We start from the raw sequence: 22,950 nt of genomic DNA, 5'->3' as shown, positions 1-22,950 counted from the left end.
AAGACCCACAGCGCCGATGGTACTGCACCCGGGAGGGTGTGGGAGAGTAGGACACCGCCGGACAACCATTCACGGTCCAGGCCCCGACACCACATGTCGGGGCCTGACCCATTTAAAACCCACCACAACCCCCGCCCACACATCCACGGCCGTCGGCGGACGCTCGCTCACATATCCACGGTTGTGGGCGGACCCTCGCTCACCTATGTGCCCGAAATCCCGAACCCTCGCTCACCTATCCACGGTTGTCGGCGGACGCCCGCTCACACATGCGCCCGTTTCCACCAACGCCCGCTCACATATGTGGCCGAAATCCCGAACCCTCGCTCACCTATCAACGGTCGTGGGCAGACCCCCGCCCACATATCAACGGTTGTGGGCGGACGCCCGCTCACACATGCGCCCGTTTCCACCAACGCCCGCTCACATATCAACGGTCGTGGGCAGACCCCCGCTGACATATGTGGCCGAAATCCCGAACCCCCGCTCACCTATCCACGGTTGTGGGCGGACCCCGCTCACCGATGCGCCGGCCCGGCCCCTGCACCCACCGGCCGGCAGCAGACCTCCAGGAGCGTCCGGCCGAAACCCGGCACAGGTGAGCGAGCGTCACCGGGAAACCCGGCACAGGTGAGCGGGCGTCCCGCCGGAACCCGGCACAGGTGAGCGAGCGTCACCGGGAAACCCGGCACAGGTGAGCGGGCGTCCCGCCGGAACCCGGCACAGGTGAGCGAGCGTCACCGGGAAACCCGGCATAAGTGAGCGGGCGTCCCGCCGGAACCCGGCATAGGTGAGCGAGCGTCCGGCCGAAATCCGGCATTGGTGAGCGAGCGTCCGCCCGAAATCCGGCATTGGTGAGCGAGCGTCCGCCCGGAACCCGCCATAAGTGAGCGAGCATCACCGGGAAACCCGGCATAGGTGAGCGAGCGTCACTCGGAAACCCGCCATAAGTGAGCGAGCGTTGTTTGAGGATTTCGACCCTTTGGCAACCTCAAAGAGCCGACACTCAGCCCCTGGACTTGGATCTGACAGTCGGCCGTAGGGGGCTCAGCCAGGCCTAGGGTTGTGATGATTCCCACGGGGAGCTGAATAGGCGGCCTTCGAATGCGTTCGCGGATGGCTGTTCACCTAGAATTACATAAGAGATACGAGCCGGATCCCGGCGGCGTGAGAACAAAATACGGATAAGAGCGGCTGCGCATGCGCCAGTGGTCAGCTCACAACAGGAGGAATCCATCATGGCTGAGCACAACGGCGGCAACCGCGGCAACTTCGGCGGTGGCCGTGGCGATCGCGGCCCGTTCCGCGCCAACAACAATTCCGGGGGCGACCCGCGAGGATTCCGTTCCAGGGACAACCGTGAAGGCGCCGCTGGCGGTGACCGTGACCGCAAACCCTTTAGTGACCGGGATCGTAAGCCGGCTGGTGATGGTGAGCGCCGTAGCTTTGCTGATCGTCCTCGTCGTGATGGGGATGCGCGCCCGAGTTTTGGTGACCGTGATCGTAAGCCGTTTGGTGATCGTCCTCGTCGTGATGGGGATGCGCGCCCGAGTTTTGGTGACCGTGATCGTAAGCCGTTTGGTGATCGTCCTCGTCGTGATGGGGATGCGCGCCCGAGTTTCGGCGATCGTGATCGTAAGCCGTTTGGTGATCGTCCGAGTCGTGAGGGTGACCGCGACCGTAAGCCCTTCGGCGACCGTGACCGCAAACCCTATGGTGATCGTCCGAGCCGTGAGGGCGATGGTGAACGCCGTAGCTTCGGCGATCGTGATCGTAAGCCGTTTGGTGACCGTCCGCGCCGTGATGGGGACGCGCGCCCGAGTTTCGGCGACCGTGACCGTAAGCCGTTTGGCGACCGTCCTCGTCGTGAGGGCGATGGTGAGCGCCGTAGCTTCGGCGACCGTGACCGTGACCGCAAACCGTTTGGTGATCGTCCGAGCCGTGAGGGCGACCGCGACCGTAAGCCCTTCGGCGATCGCGACCGCAAGCCGTTCGGTGATCGTCCTCGTCGTGAGGGCGATGGTGAGCGCCGTAGTTTCGGTGACCGCCCCGAGCGCGGTCCCCGCAAGTTCGATGGCCCACGTACCGAGGGACGTAGCTTCGGCGGCGGATCCTGGGAAGATCGTCCCGCAAGGGTTCCGAACGCGGCGGATCTGCGCAGCGCCAACCGCCCGGACCGCGAGCGTTCCCCGGAGATCGACGACGACGTCACCGGCCAGGAGCTCGACCGGATCACTAAGCACCAGATCAAGACTCTTGAAGGCACCAATGCCGATTGGGTCTCCAAGCACTTGGTGATGGCGGGGCGCCTCATCGACATCGACCCGGAGCTATCCTTCCAGCACGCCTTGGCCGCTAGCCGTCGTGGTGGCAGGTTGGCAGCCGTCCGTGAAGCGGTGGGCTTGACCGCCTACGCTGCCGGTCACTACGGCGAAGCGCTTCGCGAATTCCGCACTTACCGCAGGATCAGCGGCTCCAACGTCCATTTGCCTCTCATGGCAGACTGCGAACGCGGTCTGGGTCGGCCGGACCGTGCGCTGGATGTGGTCCGTTCACCCGAAGCGCAGGATCTCGATGCCCCCGGCAAGGTTGAGCTGGCAATTGTGGCCTCGGGAGCGAGGACCGACCTTGGCCAGTTGGACGCTGCAGTGGCCGAGCTGGAGATCATCCAGCTCGACATCAATCGCGCCTTTTCGTACAGCCCGCGCCTATTTCGTGCCTACGCAGACGCCCTGACGGCGGTGGGTCGCACGGAAGAAGCCGGCAAGTGGCAGCGCCAGGCAGTCGTGGCTGAAAATGCCCTCGGCGTTGGAGACTTCGAGGACCCGGACATCATCGACCTCGGCGAGGACGATGAAAACGAAGCCCGCAAGCCTCGTTTCCGGAACATTGACGAGAACACGGAGCGAGCCGAAGAGAGCCAGTCCGAGGCTGCCCCGGCGCTTGCTGAGACGGTCATAGGCTCTGAAGCCACGGAACAGGACGAAGTGGAACTCGACGACGTCGAGTCTGACTACTTTGAGTCCGACGACGCCGAGTCGGACCGCGATTCCGTCGAGGACGCCGAAGAAGACGAGGAAGACGAGGAAGAGGCTTCCGAGGGCGGCGAAGAGACCAAGAATGACTGAGGCCTCACTGGTTTCCCGTTTCGACGCCGTTCTGTCCGATCTGGACGGAGTTGTTTACGCAGGCCCGCACGCCATTCCCGGCGCGGTGGAGTCCCTGCAGCGGCTTGAATCGGTCGGAGTGCGGCTGGGCTACGTAACCAACAACGCCTCGCGTACCCCGGCACAGGTGGCCGCGCATCTTCGTGAACTTGGCGCGCCGGCCGAGGACAACCAAGTGGTCAGTTCCTCGCAGGCCGCCGGGGATCTTTTGGCCGGACTCCTGGCTCCGGGTTCACGGGTAATGATCACTGGAAGCGCGGCGCTGGCCCACGAAATCGAACTTGTAGGCCTCACGCCTGTCCACAGCGCCGAAGATAAGCCTGTGGCTGTGGTCCAGGGCTTCAACCCGGAAATCGCGTGGAAGGATCTTGCGGAGGCGTCCTACGTTGTTGCCGCTGGTGCTCTCTGGGTGGCTACAAATACGGACATGTCCATTCCCCAGGCTCGCGGGATTGCTCCCGGAAACGGCACCTTGGTGGCCGCGGTCGCGTCTGCCACTGGCAAACAGCCGCGGGTCGCCGGCAAGCCGGAGGCCCCGCTCTTCCACTCGGCTGCCCGGAGGCTGAAGTCCGAGCGGCCGATCGTTGTCGGAGACCGCCTGGACACCGACATCCTTGGCGGCAACCGTGCGGGCTTTGCGACGGCGGCGGTCCTCACCGGCGTCGATACGACGGAGTCCATCCTTGCTGCGCGCAGCTCGGAACGGCCCGGCTATTTGCTGGCTGATCTCACGGAACTGTACGAGCCGTACCCCGAGATCTTCGAGGAGGACAGCACGTTCCGCTGCGGAAAGGCAACTGCCGAGGTCCAAGATGGCCTGATCACCGTTTCCGGGTCCGAGAAGGATCTGGACGGCTGGCGTGCTGCGTGTGCAGCCTGGTGGGCCGCCAATCCCGACGCGGCAGAGGCCACATCGCCGCGGCTCGAATGGCTGGAAAACTAGGCTGGTGGAATGAGCGAGTTGAACGATCACCCGGAGCGCGCAGCCGAACTGGACAGCGTCGAACTGCACGGCGTCGAACCGCACGATGCCCCATGGCCGGACGACGCGGCCCCCACAGGTGACTCCGCCGTGGATTCGACCTTGGAACCGCTGACCGGCATCCAATCTGTGCCGGTAGCAGGGCACAGCGGCATCTACGCCGAGATCCACGACTCCTTGTTGGCGGCCCTCGACGCCGAAGAACGCTGAGCATGGCCAGACTCGACCAGGAACTCGTCAGCCGCGGGTTGGCGAGATCGCGGACCCATGCCGCGAAACTCATTGCGGACGGAAAGGTCAGTTCCGGAGGCAGCGTTCTCGCCAAGGCGGCGCAACAGGTCTCCGAAGAGACAGAGATTGATGTTCGGGCCCACGCCGAGGACGTCTACGTCAGCCGCGCCGGACACAAACTAGCTGGGGCGCTGGCGGCGTTCCCTTCCGTTGTTGTGCAGGGGAAGCGGTGCCTCGACGCCGGGGCCTCTACCGGTGGCTTCACTGACGTGCTGCTCCGGCAAGGTGCCGCGCACGTGGTGGCGGTCGACGTCGGGCATGACCAGTTGGTGCCGTCCTTGCGGAACGATCCCCGCGTCGCTGTCCATGAGGGCCTCAACGTCCGCTACATGAGCCCGGAGCAGATCGGCGGCGCGGCCACGCTCACTGTGGCAGACCTGTCCTTCATTTCCCTCACACTGGTTCTGCATCCGCTCGCGGCATGCACCGAACCCGGGGGAGACCTGGTGCTCATGGTGAAGCCGCAATTCGAGGTCGGCAAGGAACGGCTGAGCCGCACCGGCGTGGTCACATCGGACCATGAACGGCGGCGCGCGGTGGCCCAAGTCGCCAAAGCGGCGGTGGATGCAGGGCTTGAACTCTGTGGCCTGGCACCGAGTCCCTTGCCGGGCCAGGACGGAAATGTGGAGTACTTCCTGTGGATAAAACGCAGGATGCAGTCGGACTTGCCTAAGATCGAAGAGCGGGACGAGGAAGTTGCTGCACTGATGGAACGAACCTGGACCACCCACTAGAAAGCAGAACACCATGAGCAGGCGCGTTATGGTCCTTGCCCACACCGGGCGTGAGGACTCCCTTCGCGCGGCTTGGGATGCCTGCGGGCAGCTCCACTACTCCGGCCTGATCCCCGTGATGCAGAAGTCCGAACTGGACGACATCGAACGGTTCTACGGTGTGGTGGACAAGCCGATCGAGATACTGCACGAGGATGTCCGGCTGGAGGACGTCGAACTCGTCATGGTTCTTGGTGGCGACGGCACCATCCTGCGCGCGGCCGAGCTGGTCCGCAACGTCGATGTTCCCCTGTTGGGCGTCAACCTCGGGCATGTTGGATTCCTCGCCGAGAGCGAGCGTGCCGATCTTGCCCAGACTGTCGAGTGGATTGCCAGCCGCGAATACACCGTGGAAGAACGCATGACCATCGATGTCCAGGTGTGGGTCCGGGGCCAGAAGATCTGGCATACCTGGGCCCTCAACGAAGCCGCCATTGAAAAGGCGGACCGGGAGCGCATGATCGAAGTGGTCACCGAAGTGGATGAACGTCCGCTGACGTCTTTTGGCTGTGACGGAGTGGTGCTTGCTACCCCGACGGGCTCCACGGCTTACGCCTTCTCATCCGGCGGGCCGGTGGTGTGGCCCGAGGTGGAGGCCTTGGTGATTGTCCCCATTAGCGCCCATGCCCTCTTCGCCAAACCCCTCGTGGTTTCGCCGCGGTCCAAGCTGGCTGTGGAGATACTCACCCGGACCGACGCCCAAGGCGTGCTTTGGTGCGATGGCCGCCGTTCCGTGGACCTGCCGCCCGGCGCCCGGATCGAAGTAACCCGGTCCACCCGGCCTGTGCGGCTGGCCCGCACCCACCAGACCCCGTTTTCGGCGCGGCTCGTGCGGAAGTTTGAGCTCCCCATCCACGGCTGGCGGGGTCCGGCACCCCGTTCGGCGGACATCCACACCGGTCCTACCCCTGTGGTCAGGACCTTCAAGCCCAGCCCTTTGCCGACGCCCCAGGACGTGCGGACAGGCAGAGCGGCCGACCCCACAAAGGAGATGTAGACCATGATCGAGGAACTCCGGATCCGTGATCTCGGCGTCATCACCGACGCCACGTTGCCGTTGGGGCCAGGCCTGAGCGTCGTCACGGGCGAAACCGGCGCCGGCAAGACCATGGTGGTCACCGCCGTCGGCCTCCTTCTGGGAGCACGGTCCGACGCCGGTGCGGTACGCTCCGGTGCCAAGTCGGCCTCTGCGGAGGCTCGGCTCTTCCTTGATCCGGCGCATGCCGCCGTGGAACGGGCCGTGGAGGCCGGCGGTGACGCGGAAGAGTGCGACGGCGGCACTCAGCTCGTGCTGGCCCGCACCGTGGGCGCAGACGGCCGCAGCCGTGCCTTCGTGGGCGGACGGTCGGCGCCTGTGGGCGTGCTGGCAGAACTTGGCGAGAGCCTGGTGGTAGTGCATGGCCAGTCGGACCAGATGCGGCTCAAAGGTGCCGTGGCGCAGCGGCACGCACTGGACCGCTTCGCCGGTGCCGAGCTCGCCACAGCGCTTACTGAGTACCAGGAACTTTATGGCCATTGGAAGTCCAGCCAGGCGGAACTCGATACCCTCCGCGGCGAGGCCCGGGAAAGGCTGCGCGAGGCGGAATCGCTCGCGGTCGCACTCCAGGAAATCGACGACGTCGATCCCCAGCCGGGCGAGGATGAGTCCCTCAAGGCCGAGGCAGTGAAGCTGGCGAACGTGGAAGAGCTCCGCATCGCGGCCGCGGCAGCACATGAAGCACTGATCTCGGAGGAATTCGGCGAAACAGCCGATGCCACGACGCTCATCGACTCGGCCAAACGGGCGCTGGACCAGGTTTCCGAACATGACGAAGCGTTGGCGGGAGCCGCCACACGGCTCGCCGAGATCGGCTTCCTCATCAACGACATCGCAGGGGAGCTGTCCAGCTACCAAGCATCCCTGGACTCGGAGGGACCCGAACGACTTTCGGAGATCGAGGAGCGGCGGGCTGGCCTGGCCAAACTGATTCGCAAGTACGCTCCGAGCATCGACGAGGTCTTGGAATGGGCAGCAGCTTCGAGGACCCGGCTGGACGAACTGCAGGATGATTCGAGCCGGATCGAAGCCCTTGACACCGAAGTGACTGCGGCGGAGTCCACGCTGCGAAAGCAGGCCACGCGCATCTCGAAGTTGCGATCAAAGGCAGCCAAAGAGCTCTCCGCGCGGGTAAGCGCGGAACTCACCGCCCTTGCGATGGCCGACGCGACCCTGGTGATCGAGGTGGACAGCCAAGGGCGGTTGGGGCCGGACGGCGTCGACGACATCTCCTTCCTCCTGCAACCGCACTCAGGTGCCCCTGCCCGCCCCCTCGGCAAGGGGGCGTCCGGTGGTGAGCTGTCCCGCGTCATGCTTGCCATCGAAGTGGTCCTCGCCGCCGTCGATCCCGTGCCGACCTTCGTCTTTGACGAAGTGGATGCCGGAGTAGGTGGGCGTGCGGCCGTCGAGATCGGACGCCGGCTTGCCATGCTGGCCCGCCACGTCCAGGTGCTGGTGGTAACCCACCTGCCGCAGGTGGCTGCCTTCGCCGATCAGCACATCCGCGTCACCAAGACCTCGGTCAGGGGAAGCGACGGCAAGACGGCCACTGGCTTCACATCCAGCGACGTCCAGCTCCTCGATGACGAAGAACGCGTTAAGGAGCTTGCCAGGATGCTGGCAGGCCAGGAAGACTCGGAGTCTGCGCGTGCGCATGCCCAGGAATTGCTGGACGACGCCAAACTTCTACCCCAGCAGGCGTAGCCACGCGGCTGCGGTCTGGGACATCGGTCACATGTGCGCCTACGCTGGGCCGGGAGCCCGCTCCTGCGCTACCTGATGCCAAGCTGTGGATTCTCGAGCAGCTGACCTGTTTTTACCGGTTCGGGTGGACATTACCCTTGATCCTTGCCTCACGGCGGGAGACTATTGAGCATTTGGGAAAACGGCTAGCGGACCCTCTGGAGGCTCAATTGATGATAGGCTCGAATTCCGTGGTGCAGCGATCAAATTCCCGTGTAAATTCCCGGTTCCCGGGCTCGTCCAAGACGACCAAACACATCTTTGTCACTGGCGGTGTGGCGTCCTCGCTCGGTAAGGGACTGACGGCTTCGAGCCTCGGCCACCTGCTGCGGGCACGCGGTTTGTCTGTAACTATGCAGAAGCTCGATCCCTATCTGAACGTGGATCCGGGCACGATGAACCCCTTCCAACACGGCGAAGTCTTCGTCACTGACGACGGCGCCGAAACCGACCTCGACATCGGACACTACGAGCGCTTCCTCGATGAAAACCTCGAGGGTTCGGCCAACGTCACGACCGGCCAGATCTACTCGACGGTCATCGCCAAGGAACGGCGTGGCGAGTACCTCGGCGACACCGTCCAGGTCATCCCGCACATCACGGATGAGATTAAGCGCCGCATGCGCCTCCCCGCTGAAGGCAAGAACGCTCCGGATGTCATCATCACCGAAATCGGCGGCACCGTTGGCGACATCGAGTCCCAGCCTTTCCTCGAGTCCGCGCGCCAGGTCCGCCAGGACATCGGCCGCAACAACGTCTTTTTCCTGCACGTCTCGTTGGTGCCGTACATCGGCCCGTCGCAGGAACTGAAGACCAAGCCAACGCAGCACTCCGTTGCCGCCTTGCGCTCCCTTGGCATCCAGCCGGAAGCGATCGTGATCCGCTCGGACCGCGAAGTGCCTGACGCCATGCGCGAAAAGATCGGCCGCATGTGCGACGTCGATATTGACGCAGTGGTCAACGCCGCCGACGCTCCCAGCATCTACGACATCCCCAAGACGCTGCACTCCCAGGGCCTTGACTCCTACGTCGTCCGCGCCTTGGATCTCCCGTTCAAGGACGTCGACTGGACCAGCTGGGACAAGCTCCTCGAAGCTGTCCACAACCCCAAACACCAGGTTGAAGTTGCCCTCGTGGGCAAGTACATCGACCTCCCGGACGCTTACCTGTCCGTGACCGAGGCCTTGCGTGCCGGTGGTTTCGCGAACGAAACCAAGGTCAAGATCCGCTGGGTCCCGTCCGACGAATGCGAAACCCTCGAAGGCGCCACCAAGTCCTTGGCCGGCGTCGACGCCATTTGTGTTCCCGGCGGCTTCGGTATCCGTGGCCTGGAGGGCAAGCTCGGCGCGCTTAAGTTCGCCCGCGAGACAAAGCTTCCGGTGCTGGGCCTTTGCCTCGGCCTTCAGTGCATGGTCATTGAATACGCCCGCAATGTGGTCGGCCTCGAGGGGGCGTCCTCCAGCGAGTTCGAGCCGGACTCCAAGTACCCGGTCATCGCCACCATGGAAGAACAGTTGGACATCGTGGACGGCAAGGGCGATCTTGGCGGCACGATGCGCCTCGGCCTTTACGAAGCCAAGTTGGATGAAGGCTCCGTGGTTGCAGAGACCTATGGTGCAACGACCGTCAGCGAGCGTCACCGCCACCGCTACGAGGTCAACAACAAGTACCGCGAGCAGATCGCAGCCGAGGGACTGGTGTTCTCCGGAACGTCTCCCGATGGCAAGCTGGTTGAGTTCGTGGAACTTCCGCGCGAAGTACACCCGTACTACGTGGCAACACAGGCCCACCCCGAGCTCAGCTCCCGCCCCACGCGCCCCCACCCGCTGTTTGCCGGCCTCGTGAAGGCTGCGCTGGAGCGTCAGTCAGGCGTGGATTCGCTAGCAAAGTCAGCCCGCAAGGTAGCTGCGAAGTAATCGCTCACACAAACGAAGGACGGCGCGATGCCCGGTATTTCTGAAACCCCCAGCACTTTTCGGAAGGTTTCGGATATGCCGAGCCCGCGCCGTCTTTTGTCGTCCAGCAAGGTCTACGAAGGCCGCATTTGGGACGTCGTCAGTGACGCCTTCGAGCTGGGCGAAGACACCGGTACTTTGGTCCGCGACTACATCGACCATCCTGGCGCTGTTGCTGTGCTGCCGATGAATGTCGACGGCGAAATCCTGTTGCTCAAGCAATATCGCCACCCCGTGGGCATGGATCTGTGGGAGATTCCTGCCGGGCTTCTTGATGTGGCCGGCGAAGACTTCGTGGTCGGCGCCGCCCGGGAGCTCGCTGAAGAGGCCGATCTTACGGCGGCCACGTGGAATGTCCTCGTGGACTTCTTCAATTCACCTGGATCCTCGAGCGAGGCGATTCGAATCTATCTGGCGCGCGGATTGGGAGACGTTCCCGAGGCGGAACGGCACGTCCGCACAGATGAAGAAGCCGAAATCGAGCTGGTGTGGGTCACGCTCGACGAAGCTGTTTCAGCGGTGCTCGAAGGACGCCTGCACAACCCGTCCGCCGTCGTCGGGATCCTCGCGGCCGCCGCCGCACGCGCCGACGGCTTCAGGAACCTGCGCCCGGCCGATGCTCCCTGGCCCGCCCACCCGAGCCAGCGCTGACCGTGCCCCAGCTCGCGGAGCCGAGGGTCCAGACGGCCATTGACCGGGCCGTCACGGACTACCTGCAACACCTCGGCGTGGAACGGGGACTCGCAAGTAACACTCTGTCCGCTTACCGCCGGGACCTGTCACGCTATTCGAACTTCCTGGCCGCGTCCGGCGTCGACAACCCGGGCAACATCTCCCGGCACGACGTCACTGCCTTCGTCCAGGCACTGACCGAAGGCTCCGATGGTGGCGCCGCACTCGGCGTCCGCTCTGCGGCACGCACCGTGGTTGCCGTCCGGGGGCTCCACAAGTTTTGGGCCCTGGAGGGGACGACGACGGCGGACCCCGCGAGCGATGTCCACCCGCCAATGCCCGGCAAGCGTCTGCCGAAGGCCATTAGCGTCGGCGAAGTGACCCGGATCCTTGAGGCCGCCGGTGCCGATACCGCCACCGGGTTGAGGGACCGGGCCCTTTTGGAGTTCCTCTACTCCACGGGTGCCCGCATCAGCGAAGCCGTGGGGCTTGACGTCGACGATGTCTCCCTCGAAGCGGAAGCCGATGGCCCCGCGATCGTACGGCTCTTCGGAAAAGGCTCCAAGGAGCGCTTGGTGCCACTGGGGTCCTACGGTGCCCGCGCCGTCGGGTCCTATGTGGTTCGCGGAAGGCCTGCATTGGCCGCCAAGGGAAAAGGCACTCCTGCACTGTTCCTGAATGCCCGCGGAGGCCGGATCAGCCGGCAGAGTGCCTGGACCATTCTTAAGACTGCGGCGGAGAAAGCCAACATCACCAAGGACGTTTCCCCGCACACCCTCCGGCATTCTTTCGCCACGCATCTGCTCGAGGGCGGTGCTGATGTCCGCGTTGTGCAGGAGCTCCTGGGCCACGCCTCGGTGACCACCACACAGGTGTACACCTTGGTCACTGCCGACACCTTGCGCGAGGTGTATGCGGCTGCGCATCCGCGGGCGCTCGGCTGACACCTTGCACTGGAGGTTGAAGACTGCACGCGGTCCGGTGCCGATTACGCCAAGACGGTTACGACAAGACCCTGAAGGTCAGCTCCACAGCGTTCAAGAACAGCGCGAGAACAGACATGCCGAGGCCGGCCACGAGCAGGAGGCCCGGGTGCGCCAGACCGACAACCACCCGCCTCAGCCTCGGCCGGGAGCGCAGGAATTTCTTCGGCACCCGTGAGCTGGCGGGACTTTGGCTCCAGCCACGCAAACGGCGCAGGAACCAGGCGCAGCGGACAATGAAAGCCATCCACAGCACGGAAATGACAAGCGGGACAGCTGCCACGAGCAAGTTGAAGCCCAAGGACGTGACTTCGCGCTCGGAATTTCCGACTGCGGCCTGGACGGTGGTGGAGATCGAGGCGCTCATGACCACGGAAACGCCCCACACGAGGAATGCGGTCACCAAGGCAAGGAACCGCACGAAGAAGTGGCCCAGCACTGATTCGTTTTGCGGTTTCAAATGCCTGCGGGGAGTGGCGTTCAGCACCGCGAGTGTGGACAGAAGCGTCGGAAGCGCAGCCATGCCGACTAATAGGTACCAGCTCCAGCCGGCCAGGTCCAGGAATTCATCGAGGACGATCAACAACGCCCAGAATCCGGTCCATACCCACCCGGCGTAGAGCGGATGCCGGACCAGCCAGCCCGGCAACCAGGCATCGGAGGCGTCCGCTGCCTGGGCACTCGCCCCGCTCGCCGGGGCATCCGAAGGGGTTGCCGTCGTGGGACCTTCACCCCCATCCACGCTCATGGGCCAACTGTAGCAAGGACACATTTCCGGAGACCCGCAGAGTTAGGCTTGGTCAATGACTGCAGCCCACGTCACCCTGTGCTTCCTGCTCCGCGACGGCGACGCCGGCCAGGAGGTGCTCCTGGGCCGGAAGAAGACCGGCTTCGGCACAGGGAAGATTGTGGGCGTCGGCGGGCATGTGGAGCCCGGGGAGACAGCGGCCGAAGCCGTATGCCGGGAAGTGCAAGAGGAAATCTTCGTCCATGTGGAAGAAGAGCATCTCATTCCCGCCGGGACGGTGGATTTCGTCTTCCCCGCCAAAGCGGAGTGGAACATGTTCACCACTGTGTATCTGACCGAGCGATGGATCGGCGAGCCCGCCGAAAGCGATGAAATAGCGCCGCAGTGGTACCGGGTGGCGGGGCTCCCTGTCGAGCAGATGTGGGCCGACGCCGAACACTGGCTGCCCGCCATGATTTCCGGCCAACGCATCGCAGTTGAAGTTGTGCTCGCTGATGACAACGAAAGCGTCGCCGAAGTTCACACGGCCGGGTGGCTGGATTCGGGAGCATCGCGCTAACTGCAAGGAATTTTCAAGAAAGTTTGGTTGGAACTGTAACTTTGTCCGGTTTCTTGGAAATTACCCTCGTAGCCGGTAATCACAGGCTCAAAACTTCAAGGGGGGACCATGCTTTCGGAACGGGAGCTGGCGTTTATTGCGCTTCACAAAGACTGCTACCCACGCGTTTTCGGCTTTGTTCGGCGGCGCGTGGCAGATGCGGAATTAGCGCAGGAGCTCGCGGCAGACGTGTTTCGAGTGGCATGGCAAAAATGGGATGAAGCAGGGGCGACTGAACCCGCATGGTTGTTCGTTGTAGCTCGGAATCTGCTGGGGAACGCCTACCGCAGCCACGAACGTCAGCAGGCATTGCATCTTCGGCTTAGGGAATCCGCCAGTGCCACCGGCGCAGCTGCCGAAAGCAACGAAGTTGTGGAACATGCCATGGCTGCTTTGAGGAAAAAGGACCGTGACGTCCTGCAGCTCGCGTATTGGGATGAACTCTCGATCGCAGAAATCGCCGGGGTGCTGCAATGTAGCGAATCGGCTGCAAAGGTGCGTCTGCACCGTGCCCGCGAGGCATTCCGCAAAGCCATTCCGGTCCGGGCCGAAACCGCTTCACAGAAGATGGGGGCATGAGATGGATGCCATCAAGAATTTGATCTCCGCAACCGATCCGTTGAAAACAGATCCAGCTGCGGTCCCCGACGCCGAGACGGTACTGCGGCAAGTTGTCACGGACCGTTCCGAGGCCGTTGACAAGATGCCGCCCAATGTCCGGTCATTGGCCGATGCCAGGCGACAGCGGGCCGTGCGCATCGCCGGGTTGCTGACCATCGCTGCGGCTGCCGTGACCGCAGGCGTGCTGGTGGTGTCGAATCTCGGCGCTTTGAGCGGGGCTGCTGTTCCGGCTAATTCCGGGCACGTGACCCCGGCTCCTTCCGTGACCCCTTCAGCGTCTGGAACACCGGCACCGATCCCATCTCAAACAACGGCACTCCCGTCGCCTGTTGGGGAGCGCTACACGAGCCCAACTACCGGAATCTCATTCAGTATCCCTACCGGGTGGACAGTCACGGAAAACGCCTCAAATGGAGCGGCTGCGGATACCCTCCACCTTGATGTGTTCAACGAAGATCGCGTCAGAGTGGCAGGAATCGAATATGGCCAAGGTGGTTTGGGCGGTGCTTGCGGACCCAAGCCGGTGTCGATGTACACCCTTGACTCGGAACCCGTCGCAATTCCAAACCGGCGGCCTGGCAGTTTCGGGGCACCCGAATTCGTCTACCGCGTGTTGGATGGAACGGAGGCCGGAGGGAAAGTGGTGGGGGCTATCGGCCTCAACCAGGAGGACGCAAACACAGCTGGAAAGGAAACGTGTATGGCCTATACCGTCATATACGCGCCAAAGGCAATGCTGAGCTTCGCGACGAAGCTGCAGATCAGTCTAGGCGACACGAGGGGCCTGATTTTTGACTCTGTCGCAGAAGCCAAGGCCTACATGGGCACACCCGAGTACACGAAATTGAAGGAAATGATCACCAGCCTTCAGCTCACTCAATAGCCTGAGATACGATGTCGGGCACCTCTGGGCCCATGCGAGCAGGGTTCCCTGGCCGAGCTTACGACGTCGGGCCGGTCACCTCTGAGAGGTGACCGGCCCGACGTCGGACGTTCCGAAAATTACGGCAAGTGCCGTTCGTCCACGCCGTTGTATTCGCTGAGCGGACGGATCAAGGAGTTCGCTCCGAGCTGCTCCATGACGTGCGCGGTCCAGCCGGTGATGCGGCTGGCGACGAACAGCGGGGTGAAGGTCGGGGTGTCGAAGCCCATGAGGTGGTAGGTGGGTCCGGCGGGGTAGTCGAGGTTGGGCTTGATGGCCTTGGCTTCGTCCATGGCCTGTTCGAGGCCGTTGTAGAGTCCCAGGATTTCGGGCCGGCCGTAGTGGGCGATCATCTTGTCCAGTGCGGCTTTCATGGTGGGCACCCTGGAGTCGCCGTGTTTGTAGACGCGGTGACCGAATCCCATGACCTTTTTCTTTTGCGCCAGGGCGTGTTCCATCCAGGTCTTCGCTCGTGCGGCGGCGTCCTCGAGTGATTCTTCGGTGCGGATGCCGATTTCCTCGAAGGTGTGCATGACGGCCTCGTTGGCGCCGCCGTGCAGCGGGCCCTTGAGGGCGCCGATCGCCGCGGTGACCGCGGAGTGCAGGTCCGAGAGGGTGGAGGTGACAACGCGGGCCGTGAAGGTGGACGCGTTGAAGGAGTGCTCGGCGTAGAGGATCATCGAGACGTTGAACGCCTTGACAACCTCTTCCACCGGGTCTTCGCCGAAGGTCATCCACAGGAAGTTGGCGGAGTACCCAAGGTCGTCCCGCGGTTCCACTGGCTCGATGGGTCGTCCCCCTGCGCGCCGACGTCGCTGGTCGTAGGCGACCACGGCTGGCATGGCGGCGAACAGGTCCACGGCCTTGGCCATGTTGGCCTCGGGACTGGAATCTTCAGCCAGCACATGCCGGGCCCCCAGCACGGACGTAGCCGTTCGGCACACATCCATGGGGTGGGCGGTGGTCGGCAGCGCATCGATGACTTGCTTCACCACCGGGTCAAGGGCGCGGCCGGAGCGCTCGCGGGCCGAGAACTTCGCAAGTTCCTCGGGGGACGGCAATTCACCCTTCCACAGCAGGAAGGCAACTTCTTCGAAGCTGCACTTGGCGGCGAGTTCCTGCACGGGATAGCCGCGGTACAGCAGCGAGTTGGTGTCCGGGTTCACCTTGGAGATCGCGGTGTAGTCAACCACGACGCCGGCCAGGCCCTTCTTGATCTCAACAGCTACCATGCTGTCCTCCTTCGTTCATCGGCAAGCACTCCGGAGTAGCCGGAGCGCCTGCATCCCTTGGTTGATCCAGTTACCGGCTGAGCCCAGGAATCTGGAAGTTGAAAACGCTCGTGTCGAAGTGGTTGTAAGCCTCGTAGTCCACGAGGTCATAGAGCCGCGCACGGGTGAGCATGCTCTCCACCTGCGCCTCCTGCGTTCCTGTGGCCTTGATCGTTTCCAGCGTACGCTCTGCAGCCCCCATGGCAATGCGGAGCAGGGTGACCGGGTAGATCACCATGTTCACGCCGACGCCGGCGAGCTGTTCCACTGTGAATAGATCGCTTTTACCGAACTCGGTCATGTTGGCCAGGATCGGCACTTCCACTGCATCACGGATGGCTTGGAACTCGGACAGGTCCTTCATGGCTTCCGGGAAGATCGCGTCGGCGCCGGCTTCGACGAGTGCCCGGGCACGTTCCTGGGCTGCCTCGATGCCGTCGACGGCGCGGATGTCGGTCCGGGCCATGATGAGGAAGTTCGGATCCCTGCGGGCGTCCGCTGCCGCGCGGATGCGCTTGGCGGCGGTGTCGACGTCGACCACGTTCTTGCCGTCCAGGTGCCCGCAGCGTTTCGGGTTGAACTGGTCTTCGATGTGGCAACCGGCCAGCCCGGCGTTTTCGAGTTCCTGGATGGTGCGTGCGACGTTCATCGGCTCGCCGAAGCCGGTGTCGGCGTCCACCAGGCACGGGAGCTCGGTCATGCGGGCGATCTGGCCTGCCCGGGTGGCGACCTCGGTGAGGGTGGTGAGTCCGATGTCGGGCAGTCCGAGGTCGTTGGCGAGGACGGCGCCGGAGATGTAGACGCCGGGGAAGCCCTTCTCTTCGATCAGCCGTGCCGAGAGCGGGTTGAACGCGCCGGGAAACTGCTGGATGGTCCCGGAAGCGAGCATCTCGCGCAGGGCGAGGCGCTTCTGTTCCGGGGTGGTCTTGGAATAGAGCATCTAGAACAGTCCCTTCGGTGCGGCGGCGAGGTCGATGACGCCGGGGGCGGCGGTGATGTTCAGTTGGTCCAGCTCGCCCGGGCCTAGTTCCGGGAGGCGTTCGACGGCGGCGAGGAACCTTTCGATCTCGGCGTCCTCGACGAGCCCGGCGGCGAGGGTGCGGAACTTGTTCACGTACTGTTCGCGGGCGAACGGCCGGGCACCGAGGGGGTGGGCGTCGGCGACGGCGATCGACTCGGTGATCACCGTTCCATCCGTGAGGGTGATGACAACAGTGCCGCCGAAGGCCTTTTCCGCGATGTCCAGGGAGTGGTAGCGGCGGGTCCATTCGGGGTCCTCGACCGTGGTGACCTTGTGCCAGAGTTCCACGGTGTCGGCCCGGCCGGCGCGCTCCGGGCTGTAGGAGTCGACGTGGTGCCAGGCGCCGTCCTGCAGGGCGACCGTGAAGATGTACGGGATGGAGTGGTCCAAGGTCTCGCGCGAAGCGGTGGGCGAGTATTTCTGGGGGTCGTTGGCGCCGGAGCCGATCACGTAGTGGGTGTGGTGGCTGGTCTTGATCAGCACGGAGGCCACGTTGGCCGGGTCGGTGGCCTCGGGGTGCTCTTTGTGGAGTTTGCGGGCGAGGTCGATCCAGGCCTGGGCCTGGTATTCGGCGGAGTGTTCCTTGGTGTAGGTGTCAAGGATGGCGCGCTTGGGCTCCCCGGCCTCCGGGAGGGGGACTTCGTAGGAGGCGTCCGGGCCGTCGAGCATCCAGGCGATGACGCCGTCTTCGCCTTCGTAGATCGGCACGGGGGAGGTCTGGCCGCGCATGGAGCGGTCCACGGCCTCGACGGCCATCTTGCCGGCGAACGCGGGGGCGTGGGCTTTCCAGGTGGAGATTTCGCCCTTGCGGGACTGCCGTGTGGCGGTGGTGGTGTGCAGGGCCTGGCCGACGGACTGGAAGATGGTCTCGACGTCCAGGCCCAGGAGGGTGCCGATGCCGGCGGCGGCGGAGGGGCCGAGGTGGGCGACGTGGTCGATCTTGTGCTTGTGCAGGCAGATGGCCTTGACCAGGTTCACCTGGATTTCGTAGCCGGTGGCGATGCCGCGGATCAGGTCCGCCCCGGACGCGCCGGTGTGCTGGGCCACGGCGAGGATCGGCGGGATGTTATCGCCCGGGTGGGAGTAGTCCGCGGCCAGGAACGTGTCGTGGTAGTCCAGTTCACGGACGGCGACGCCGTTGGCCCAGGCGGCCCACTCGGGGGAGACCTTGTCGCTGATCCCGAACACAGACGAACCCTTGCCGTTGGTAGTCGGCGCGTGCGTCAGGGCCTGCGCCCGGGCGGCGATGATCGGGGCACGGTTCAAGGACGCGACAGCAACGGAGGCATTGTCGATGATCCGGTTGATGATCATGTCGGTGACCTCGGGAGTCACCTCGACGGGGTCGGCGGCGACCGTGGCGATCTTGTGAGCCAGCTGCTCCTCGCGGGGAAGGTTTTCTTCGCTCTTGTAGACGCGGACGTGGTTGTTCTTCACCATGGTGCTCCTTATGTGTGAGGGGTGTGGGTGGCTTTGAGGTGGGACAGGCTGCGGTGCAGATGGACGGTGGTGGCGGCTTCGGCGAGCCTGGGATCGCCTAGAGCGATGGCTTCGGCGATCGCGGCGTGCTCGGCCGCGGCCGCGTTGAGCCGGGACGCGTCGTCGGCCGCGAGGCGGCGGACCCGCACCAGGTGGACGCGCAGGCTGCGCATGGCCTGGGCGAGGTAGGAATTGCAGATGGCCGCGTCGATCGCCTCATCCAGCCGGCCGACGAGGGCGTAGTAGTCGTGCCGTGCGGGGTCGCTGTCGTTGAGCATCTCCGGAGCGCGGAGGAGCTCGGCGTGGAGCCGCTCGAACACGGGGCGTTCACCACGTTCCGCGGCGAGGGCAGCGGCTTTGCCTTCCAGGGTTTCGCGCAGTTCGAAGAGTTCGTCGATGTCCTCCAGGGAGATATCGGTGACGACGACGCCGCGGCCGCCCGCCGCCGTCGTCAGCCCTTCCGCGCTGAGCCGGCCCAGCGCCTCCCGGACGGGTGTGCGGGACACCCCCAGACGCTCGGACTGTTCCACTTCCGCGAGGACCGTGCCGGGCGCCAGGCGCCACTCAATGATGTCCTCGCGCAGGACCGCATAGGCTTTCTCGCTGGCACGCATGGACCCTCCTTCATTGAGTGGATGCCCTCAGTGTATACATAAACCTCAATTCGGCCTAGCTTTTGCCAACAAAATTGAGCCGATACCCGATTTGTGTATACATCGCCTTGGGTGGTGGGCTAACTCCGATTCCAGCGATACTCGTTCTCCGGCCGTCCGGGGGTGCCGTATCGCGCATTCCTGGTGACCATCCCGGCGTCGGCCAGGTACTCGAGATAGCGGCGCACGGTGACCCGGGACATCCCAAGGGCCACGGTTGCCTCGCTTGCGGACACGGCCCGGCCAAGGCCCGCCAGGAGGTCTTTGACGGACTCCAGGCTATGGGCGGAAAGGCCCTTGGGCAGCGGGACTTCGGTGGGTGCGCGGAGACTCGCAAACGCCTGGTCCACATCGCTTTGCGAGGCTCCACTCGCCCGGGCGCCCGACGCCGGGGCGGCAAGTTGCTCACGGAAGGTGCGGTAGCTGGCGAGTTTGTCCGCGAACGTTGCGAACGTGAACGGCTTGATGAGGTACTGCACCACGCCGATCGAGACTGCGCTCCGGACAATGTTCACTTCCCTGACGGCGGTGATGGCGATGATGTCCGCAAGGAGTCCCGAAGCGCGCATTCGGCGGGCAACGTCCAGCCCGTGAAGATCCGGCAGGTTCATGTCCAGCAGGACGAGGTCCACTGGCTGCCCGGCAACGGCGAATTCGTTGAGTAGCCGCAGGGCCGATTGTCCGTCCGGGGCCGTACCCGCGACGGTGAAGCCGTCGATTCGGCCGACGTAGACGCCATGGGCATCGGCGGCGATGGGTTCGTCCTCGACAACGAGAACGCGGATTTCGCTCATTCGGCTTCTTTCCTGGAGTCCGGCGCGGGGAGCGCCACGCGGAAGAACGCACCGCCCAAGTCGCTCGTGGATTCGCTGATGGACAGCGTACCGCCAAGCCGCTGCACCGCTTGCCGCACCAGGGCCAGGCCCACGCCACGGGAAGGAGCCCCGGGCTGCCCGGCCTGTCCGATCCCGGCTGCCTTGGTGCTGTATCCGTACTGCCAGACGTCATCCACAATGCCGGGATCGATGCCGTGGCCGGAATCGACCACCGTGAAGGTGGTTCCTTCCGATCCGGATTCGATGCCCAGTTCCACTTTCCGCGGCGGGGGAGCGGCGGCGGCGGCGTCGAGGGCGTTGTCCAGAAGGTTTCCCAAAATCGTCACCAGGTCCTGGACGGCCAAGCCATGGAGGCCGTCCCCGCCGGACACCGTGACCGTTAGCTCCGCTCCGCGTTCGTGCGCTTCGGCCGACTTCCCCATGATGAGCGCACTCAGGACAGGCTCGTCCACCGATGCCACGAGGTGGTCGGTCAGCTGTTGACTCAGTTCGAGGTCCTTGGTGGCAAATTCCAAGGCGTCGGTGGTACGCCCGAGCTCCATGAGGGACACGATGGTGTGCAGCCGGTTGGCGTGCTCATGGGTTTGGGCCCTCAAGGCGTCGGACAGGGTCTTCATGGTTTCGAGTTCGCTGCCCAAGGACTCGATTTCCGTCCTGTCCCGGAGCGTGGCTACGGTCCCGAACACGGCAGGTCGCTGCCGGCCCCTCATCCCCGGCGGGCCTACGGCGGGCGCCTGGTTCACCACCAGGATCCGGGATCCTGTGAGGTGGATTTCGTCGTGCGCCGTCCGGCCGGACTCGAAGAGCCCGTGGAGGCTGGGCTCCAGGGGCAGATCCGAAAGGCGCGGTGCGGCTCCTGCGGCGGGATCGACGTCGGACCGTTCCAGTCCCAGCAGCTCCGCGGCCTGGTCGTTGTACATGACCACCCTGCCACCGGTGTCGATCAGCACCACGCCTTCGCGGACCGAATGCAGGACGGACTCGTAATACGCGAACAACTGCGCCAATTGCTCGGGTCCCCAGCCCCGGGTGACCGAACGCAGATATCGGCCAAGCAGCCAGGAGGCCAGTGAACCTCCAGCGAGCATGGCCAAGGAAACACCGATGATCGCCGTGAGCCGCGCTGACACCGCGACGTCCACCGTCCGCACCGTGACACCCGCGGCGACCAGGGCCCGGACTGTTCCGGATGAATCCTTCACCGGAACGATCGTGCGCACCGATGGGCCGAGAGTGCCTGCTGTGACTTCGGTGAAGGTTTGTCCGTGGAGGGCAGGATCGATGGTGCCGATGTAGGGTTTGCCGATTTCGTCGGGATTCGGATGTGTCCAGCGAGTCCGGTCCGGCGCCATGATGGTGATGAAATCGGCGTGGGCATTGGCCGTCACCACCTGGGCGTATGGCTGCAGGCTGGAGGATGGATTAGGCGTGCCGGCTGCCTGAAGCACTAGGGGATTTGCTGCGATCGCGGCGGCCACCGCCTGCATGCGCTGGCCGGCGTCGTTGTAGGCCCGGTCCCTGGCATCAAGGAAGGCCGCCGTGCCCACGATGGCGGTGAGCGCCAGGACGGACAGCAGATTCGCCACAAAGAGTCTTCGGGCAATGCTCCAGCGTCGGATCACGTGCTCCTTTCCGCGGGCAATCCTGTGACCAATATGAACGCAACCGTGATACATGTCACGCGGCGCCCAATGATGGATATCACAGCAGAGCGACGCAGGGACATTTTGCAGGAACCACGGCGCTTTCCAGAGTATCTATAAGGAGCAAAGCCATGACCTCTCAAAGAGGAGAGATTGCACCCGCGAAGGCCGGGCGCAAGGGGCTGGACAAGTCGCATTACCTCTACATCGCCGTGATCGCCGCAGTTGTGCTGGGCGCCGTCGTCGGCCTGCTTTTTCCTGAAGTCGGCAAATCCCTCAAGCCACTGGGTGACGGCTTCATCAAGCTCATCAAGATGATGATCGCCCCGGTCATCTTCTGCACCATCGTCCTGGGCATCGGATCGATCGCCAAGGCAGCCACCGTTGGCAAGGTTGGCGGCCTCGCACTCATCTACTTCCTGGTGATGTCCACCTTCGCGCTCGCCATCGGTTTGGTAGTAGGCAACCTCATCCACCCCGGCGAGGGCCTGAAGCTGATCCCGTACAACCCCAACACCCCCACCGCCTCGAACAGCACTGCCGATTTCCTGCTGGGCATCATCCCCGGAGACATTCCCGTCTTGCCGACTCTCCTGGCCGCCATCTTGGTGGGCTTCGCGTTGCAGCGCATGGGCTCGCAGGGCCAGCCGGTGCTCAAGGCCATCCAGCACGGGCAGGCACTCGTCTTCCGCATCCTCATCATGATCATGTGGCTGGCACCCGTCGGCGCCTTCGGCGCGATCGCCGCAGTGGTCGGTGCCACCGGTGTGAAGGCCATCTTCGGCATGGTCACCCTGATGGTCGCCTTCTACATCACTTGCGCGCTGTTCATCGTGGTGGTGCTCGGCACCTTGCTGCGGGTTGTTGCCGGCGTCAGCATCTTCCAGCTGATGAAGTACCTGGCCCGCGAGTACCTGCTCATCTTCTCCACCTCATCCTCCGAGGCCGCCCTGCCCAGGCTCATCGCCAAGATGGAGCACCTCGGTGTTTCCAAGCCCGTTGTTGGTGTCACCGTGCCTACCGGTTACTCCTTCAACCTGGATGGAACTGCCATCTACCTGACCATGGCCTCGCTGTTCGTCGCCAATGCCATGGGTATTCCGCTGGACCTCGGTGCGCAGGTATCGCTGCTGGTCTTCATGATCATTGCGTCCAAGGGAGCAGCCGGCGTTTCCGGTGCCGGCCTGGCCACCCTCGCAGCAGGCCTGCAGGCACACCGGCCCGAACTGCTCGGCGGCGTCGGCATGATCGTCGGGATCGACCGCTTCATGTCGGAAGCCCGTGCCCTCACCAACTTCACGGGCAACGCCGTCGCCACCGTGTTGATCGGTACCTGGGTCAAGGAAATCGACCGCAACCAGGTCACTAACGTCCTGTCCGGCTCAAAGCCGTTCGACGAGCTGACCATGATCAGCCACCACGCTGAACCCGAGGTGAAAGAGGCCGTGGCCGTTTAGTCCAGAACACTGTTTAGAATCATCCGCGCAGGCAAGGCAGGAACCGGTAATCGGGACCTGCCTTGCTTTCGTTTTATTGGCACGAAGTCTCAACCTTCT

General features: G+C 64.0%; 20 protein-coding genes and 1 pseudogene. 13 read left to right on the top strand and 8 right to left on the bottom strand.

All coding sequences use genetic code 11. The annotated features are described in order from the left end of the window. Nucleotides 1-1,217: 1,217 nt before the first annotated feature. A complete protein-coding gene (locus NFJ07_RS19415) occupies nucleotides 1,218-2,243 on the bottom strand; it encodes a hypothetical protein (protein ID WP_269996909.1) in 1,026 nt (341 codons plus the stop codon). A gap of 54 nt (nucleotides 2,244-2,297) precedes the next feature. On the opposite strand from NFJ07_RS19415, the gene NFJ07_RS19410 reads away from it, so the two are divergent. The 9 genes from NFJ07_RS19410 (at nucleotide 2,298) to xerD (ending at nucleotide 11,563) form a co-directional block, all read left to right on the top strand. Then, nucleotides 2,298-3,128, top strand: coding sequence for a hypothetical protein (locus NFJ07_RS19410; RefSeq protein ID WP_269996908.1), 831 nt, complete (start codon nucleotides 2,298-2,300; stop codon nucleotides 3,126-3,128). Beyond that, nucleotides 3,121-4,110: an HAD-IIA family hydrolase gene (locus NFJ07_RS19405; protein ID WP_269996907.1), complete on the top strand. Its 990-nt coding sequence runs from the start codon at nucleotides 3,121-3,123 to the stop codon at nucleotides 4,108-4,110. The genes NFJ07_RS19410 and NFJ07_RS19405 overlap by 8 nt, the downstream gene beginning before the upstream one ends. A gap of 9 nt (nucleotides 4,111-4,119) precedes the next feature. Continuing rightward, on the top strand, nucleotides 4,120-4,359 hold the full coding sequence (locus NFJ07_RS19400; RefSeq protein ID WP_269996906.1) for a hypothetical protein: 240 nt from the start codon (nucleotides 4,120-4,122) through the stop codon (nucleotides 4,357-4,359). A 2-nt stretch (nucleotides 4,360-4,361) separates the two neighbouring features. Then, complete coding sequence (locus tag NFJ07_RS19395; RefSeq protein ID WP_269996904.1) at nucleotides 4,362-5,174, top strand: TlyA family RNA methyltransferase; 813 nt, start codon at nucleotides 4,362-4,364, stop codon at nucleotides 5,172-5,174. 13 nt (nucleotides 5,175-5,187) lie between these two features. Then, nucleotides 5,188-6,210, top strand: coding sequence for an NAD kinase (locus tag NFJ07_RS19390; protein ID WP_269996903.1), 1,023 nt, complete (start codon nucleotides 5,188-5,190; stop codon nucleotides 6,208-6,210). Between the two features lie 3 nt (nucleotides 6,211-6,213). Continuing rightward, a complete protein-coding gene (recN, locus tag NFJ07_RS19385) occupies nucleotides 6,214-7,953 on the top strand; it encodes a DNA repair protein RecN (protein ID WP_269996901.1) in 1,740 nt (579 codons plus the stop codon). A gap of 212 nt (nucleotides 7,954-8,165) precedes the next feature. Continuing rightward, nucleotides 8,166-9,908 carry a CTP synthase gene (locus tag NFJ07_RS19380; protein WP_269996900.1) on the top strand — a complete coding sequence of 581 codons (1,743 nt, stop codon included), beginning with the start codon at nucleotides 8,166-8,168 and terminating at the stop codon, nucleotides 9,906-9,908. A 27-nt stretch (nucleotides 9,909-9,935) separates the two neighbouring features. Then, nucleotides 9,936-10,598: an NUDIX domain-containing protein gene (locus tag NFJ07_RS19375; protein WP_269996899.1), complete on the top strand. Its 663-nt coding sequence runs from the start codon at nucleotides 9,936-9,938 to the stop codon at nucleotides 10,596-10,598. Next, nucleotides 10,571-11,563 (top strand): site-specific tyrosine recombinase XerD, encoded by a 993-nt coding sequence (gene xerD / locus NFJ07_RS19370; protein WP_269996916.1) that lies wholly within the window; start codon nucleotides 10,571-10,573, stop codon nucleotides 11,561-11,563. Before NFJ07_RS19375 ends, xerD begins: the two co-directional genes overlap by 28 nt. A 58-nt stretch (nucleotides 11,564-11,621) precedes the next feature. On the opposite strand, the gene NFJ07_RS19365 is transcribed toward xerD, so the two are convergent. After that, nucleotides 11,622-12,350 carry a hypothetical protein gene (locus NFJ07_RS19365; RefSeq protein ID WP_269996898.1) on the bottom strand — a complete coding sequence of 243 codons (729 nt, stop codon included), beginning with the start codon at nucleotides 12,348-12,350 and terminating at the stop codon, nucleotides 11,622-11,624. 55 nt (nucleotides 12,351-12,405) lie between these two features. Between NFJ07_RS19365 and NFJ07_RS19360 the strand changes: the two genes are divergently transcribed. From NFJ07_RS19360 to NFJ07_RS19350, 3 genes are all read left to right on the top strand, one after another. Beyond that, on the top strand, nucleotides 12,406-12,909 hold the full coding sequence (locus NFJ07_RS19360) for an 8-oxo-dGTP diphosphatase (RefSeq protein WP_269996897.1): 504 nt from the start codon (nucleotides 12,406-12,408) through the stop codon (nucleotides 12,907-12,909). 108 nt (nucleotides 12,910-13,017) lie between these two features. Next, nucleotides 13,018-13,527, top strand: coding sequence for an RNA polymerase sigma factor (locus tag NFJ07_RS19355; RefSeq protein WP_269996895.1), 510 nt, complete (start codon nucleotides 13,018-13,020; stop codon nucleotides 13,525-13,527). A gap of 1 nt (nucleotide 13,528) precedes the next feature. Next, the gene (locus NFJ07_RS19350) at nucleotides 13,529-14,452 is read left to right on the top strand and encodes a hypothetical protein (protein ID WP_269996893.1); all 924 of its coding nucleotides are present in this window, start codon (nucleotides 13,529-13,531) and stop codon (nucleotides 14,450-14,452) included. Between the two features lie 119 nt (nucleotides 14,453-14,571). Here the strand turns inward: NFJ07_RS19350 and NFJ07_RS19345 are convergent, their stop codons facing one another. From NFJ07_RS19345 to NFJ07_RS19320, 6 genes and pseudogenes are all read right to left on the bottom strand, one after another. After that, entirely contained in the window at nucleotides 14,572-15,723 is a 1,152-nt protein-coding gene (locus NFJ07_RS19345) for a bifunctional 2-methylcitrate synthase/citrate synthase (RefSeq protein WP_269996891.1), read from the bottom strand. Between the two features lie 70 nt (nucleotides 15,724-15,793). Then, on the bottom strand, nucleotides 15,794-16,702 hold the full coding sequence (prpB, locus tag NFJ07_RS19340) for a methylisocitrate lyase (protein WP_269996889.1): 909 nt from the start codon (nucleotides 16,700-16,702) through the stop codon (nucleotides 15,794-15,796). Further along, entirely contained in the window at nucleotides 16,703-18,223 is a 1,521-nt protein-coding gene (locus tag NFJ07_RS19335; protein WP_269996887.1) for an MmgE/PrpD family protein, read from the bottom strand. It lies immediately after the preceding gene. Continuing rightward, nucleotides 18,219-18,876 (bottom strand): annotated as a pseudogene (locus tag NFJ07_RS19330) (GntR family transcriptional regulator); the annotation flags it as partial. The gene NFJ07_RS19335 and the pseudogene NFJ07_RS19330, both read right to left, overlap by 5 nt. A gap of 119 nt (nucleotides 18,877-18,995) precedes the next feature. Beyond that, a complete protein-coding gene (locus NFJ07_RS19325; protein WP_269996884.1) occupies nucleotides 18,996-19,709 on the bottom strand; it encodes a response regulator in 714 nt (237 codons plus the stop codon). Beyond that, nucleotides 19,706-21,373, bottom strand: a complete 1,668-nt coding sequence (locus NFJ07_RS19320) for a sensor histidine kinase (protein WP_269996881.1) — start codon at nucleotides 21,371-21,373, stop codon at nucleotides 19,706-19,708. Before NFJ07_RS19320 ends, NFJ07_RS19325 begins: the two co-directional genes overlap by 4 nt. A gap of 152 nt (nucleotides 21,374-21,525) precedes the next feature. Between NFJ07_RS19320 and NFJ07_RS19315 the strand changes: the two genes are divergently transcribed. After that, on the top strand, nucleotides 21,526-22,851 hold the full coding sequence (locus tag NFJ07_RS19315) for a cation:dicarboxylate symporter family transporter (protein ID WP_269996879.1): 1,326 nt from the start codon (nucleotides 21,526-21,528) through the stop codon (nucleotides 22,849-22,851). Nucleotides 22,852-22,950 lie beyond the last annotated feature (99 nt).

It is taken from the genome of Arthrobacter sp. B2a2-09, assembly GCF_027587375.1.
Lineage (GTDB): Bacteria > Actinomycetota > Actinomycetes > Actinomycetales > Micrococcaceae > Arthrobacter.
The sequence above is the reverse complement of the archived record's forward strand: the minus strand, read 5'-3'. Positions and strand labels throughout refer to the sequence as shown.

Excerpts from the sequence above, each read along its gene's own strand:
- NFJ07_RS19410 (WP_269996908.1), top strand. The coding sequence starts at position 2,298 with ATGGCGGGGCGCCTCATCGACATCGACCCGGAGCTATCCTTCCAGCAC.
- NFJ07_RS19405 (WP_269996907.1), top strand. The coding sequence starts at position 3,121 with ATGACTGAGGCCTCACTGGTTTCCCGTTTCGACGCCGTTCTGTCCGAT.
- NFJ07_RS19400 (WP_269996906.1), top strand. The coding sequence starts at position 4,120 with ATGAGCGAGTTGAACGATCACCCGGAGCGCGCAGCCGAACTGGACAGC.
- NFJ07_RS19395 (WP_269996904.1), top strand. The coding sequence starts at position 4,362 with ATGGCCAGACTCGACCAGGAACTCGTCAGCCGCGGGTTGGCGAGATCG.
- NFJ07_RS19390 (WP_269996903.1), top strand. The coding sequence starts at position 5,188 with ATGAGCAGGCGCGTTATGGTCCTTGCCCACACCGGGCGTGAGGACTCC.
- recN (WP_269996901.1), top strand. The coding sequence starts at position 6,214 with ATGATCGAGGAACTCCGGATCCGTGATCTCGGCGTCATCACCGACGCC.
- NFJ07_RS19380 (WP_269996900.1), top strand. The coding sequence starts at position 8,166 with ATGATAGGCTCGAATTCCGTGGTGCAGCGATCAAATTCCCGTGTAAAT.
- NFJ07_RS19375 (WP_269996899.1), top strand. The coding sequence starts at position 9,936 with ATGCCCGGTATTTCTGAAACCCCCAGCACTTTTCGGAAGGTTTCGGAT.
- NFJ07_RS19365 (WP_269996898.1), bottom strand. The coding sequence starts at position 12,350 with ATGAGCGTGGATGGGGGTGAAGGTCCCACGACGGCAACCCCTTCGGAT.
- NFJ07_RS19360 (WP_269996897.1), top strand. The coding sequence starts at position 12,406 with ATGACTGCAGCCCACGTCACCCTGTGCTTCCTGCTCCGCGACGGCGAC.
- NFJ07_RS19355 (WP_269996895.1), top strand. The coding sequence starts at position 13,018 with ATGCTTTCGGAACGGGAGCTGGCGTTTATTGCGCTTCACAAAGACTGC.
- NFJ07_RS19350 (WP_269996893.1), top strand. The coding sequence starts at position 13,529 with ATGGATGCCATCAAGAATTTGATCTCCGCAACCGATCCGTTGAAAACA.
- NFJ07_RS19345 (WP_269996891.1), bottom strand. The coding sequence starts at position 15,723 with ATGGTAGCTGTTGAGATCAAGAAGGGCCTGGCCGGCGTCGTGGTTGAC.
- prpB (WP_269996889.1), bottom strand. The coding sequence starts at position 16,702 with ATGCTCTATTCCAAGACCACCCCGGAACAGAAGCGCCTCGCCCTGCGC.
- NFJ07_RS19335 (WP_269996887.1), bottom strand. The coding sequence starts at position 18,223 with ATGGTGAAGAACAACCACGTCCGCGTCTACAAGAGCGAAGAAAACCTT.
- NFJ07_RS19325 (WP_269996884.1), bottom strand. The coding sequence starts at position 19,709 with ATGAGCGAAATCCGCGTTCTCGTTGTCGAGGACGAACCCATCGCCGCC.
- NFJ07_RS19315 (WP_269996879.1), top strand. The coding sequence starts at position 21,526 with ATGACCTCTCAAAGAGGAGAGATTGCACCCGCGAAGGCCGGGCGCAAG.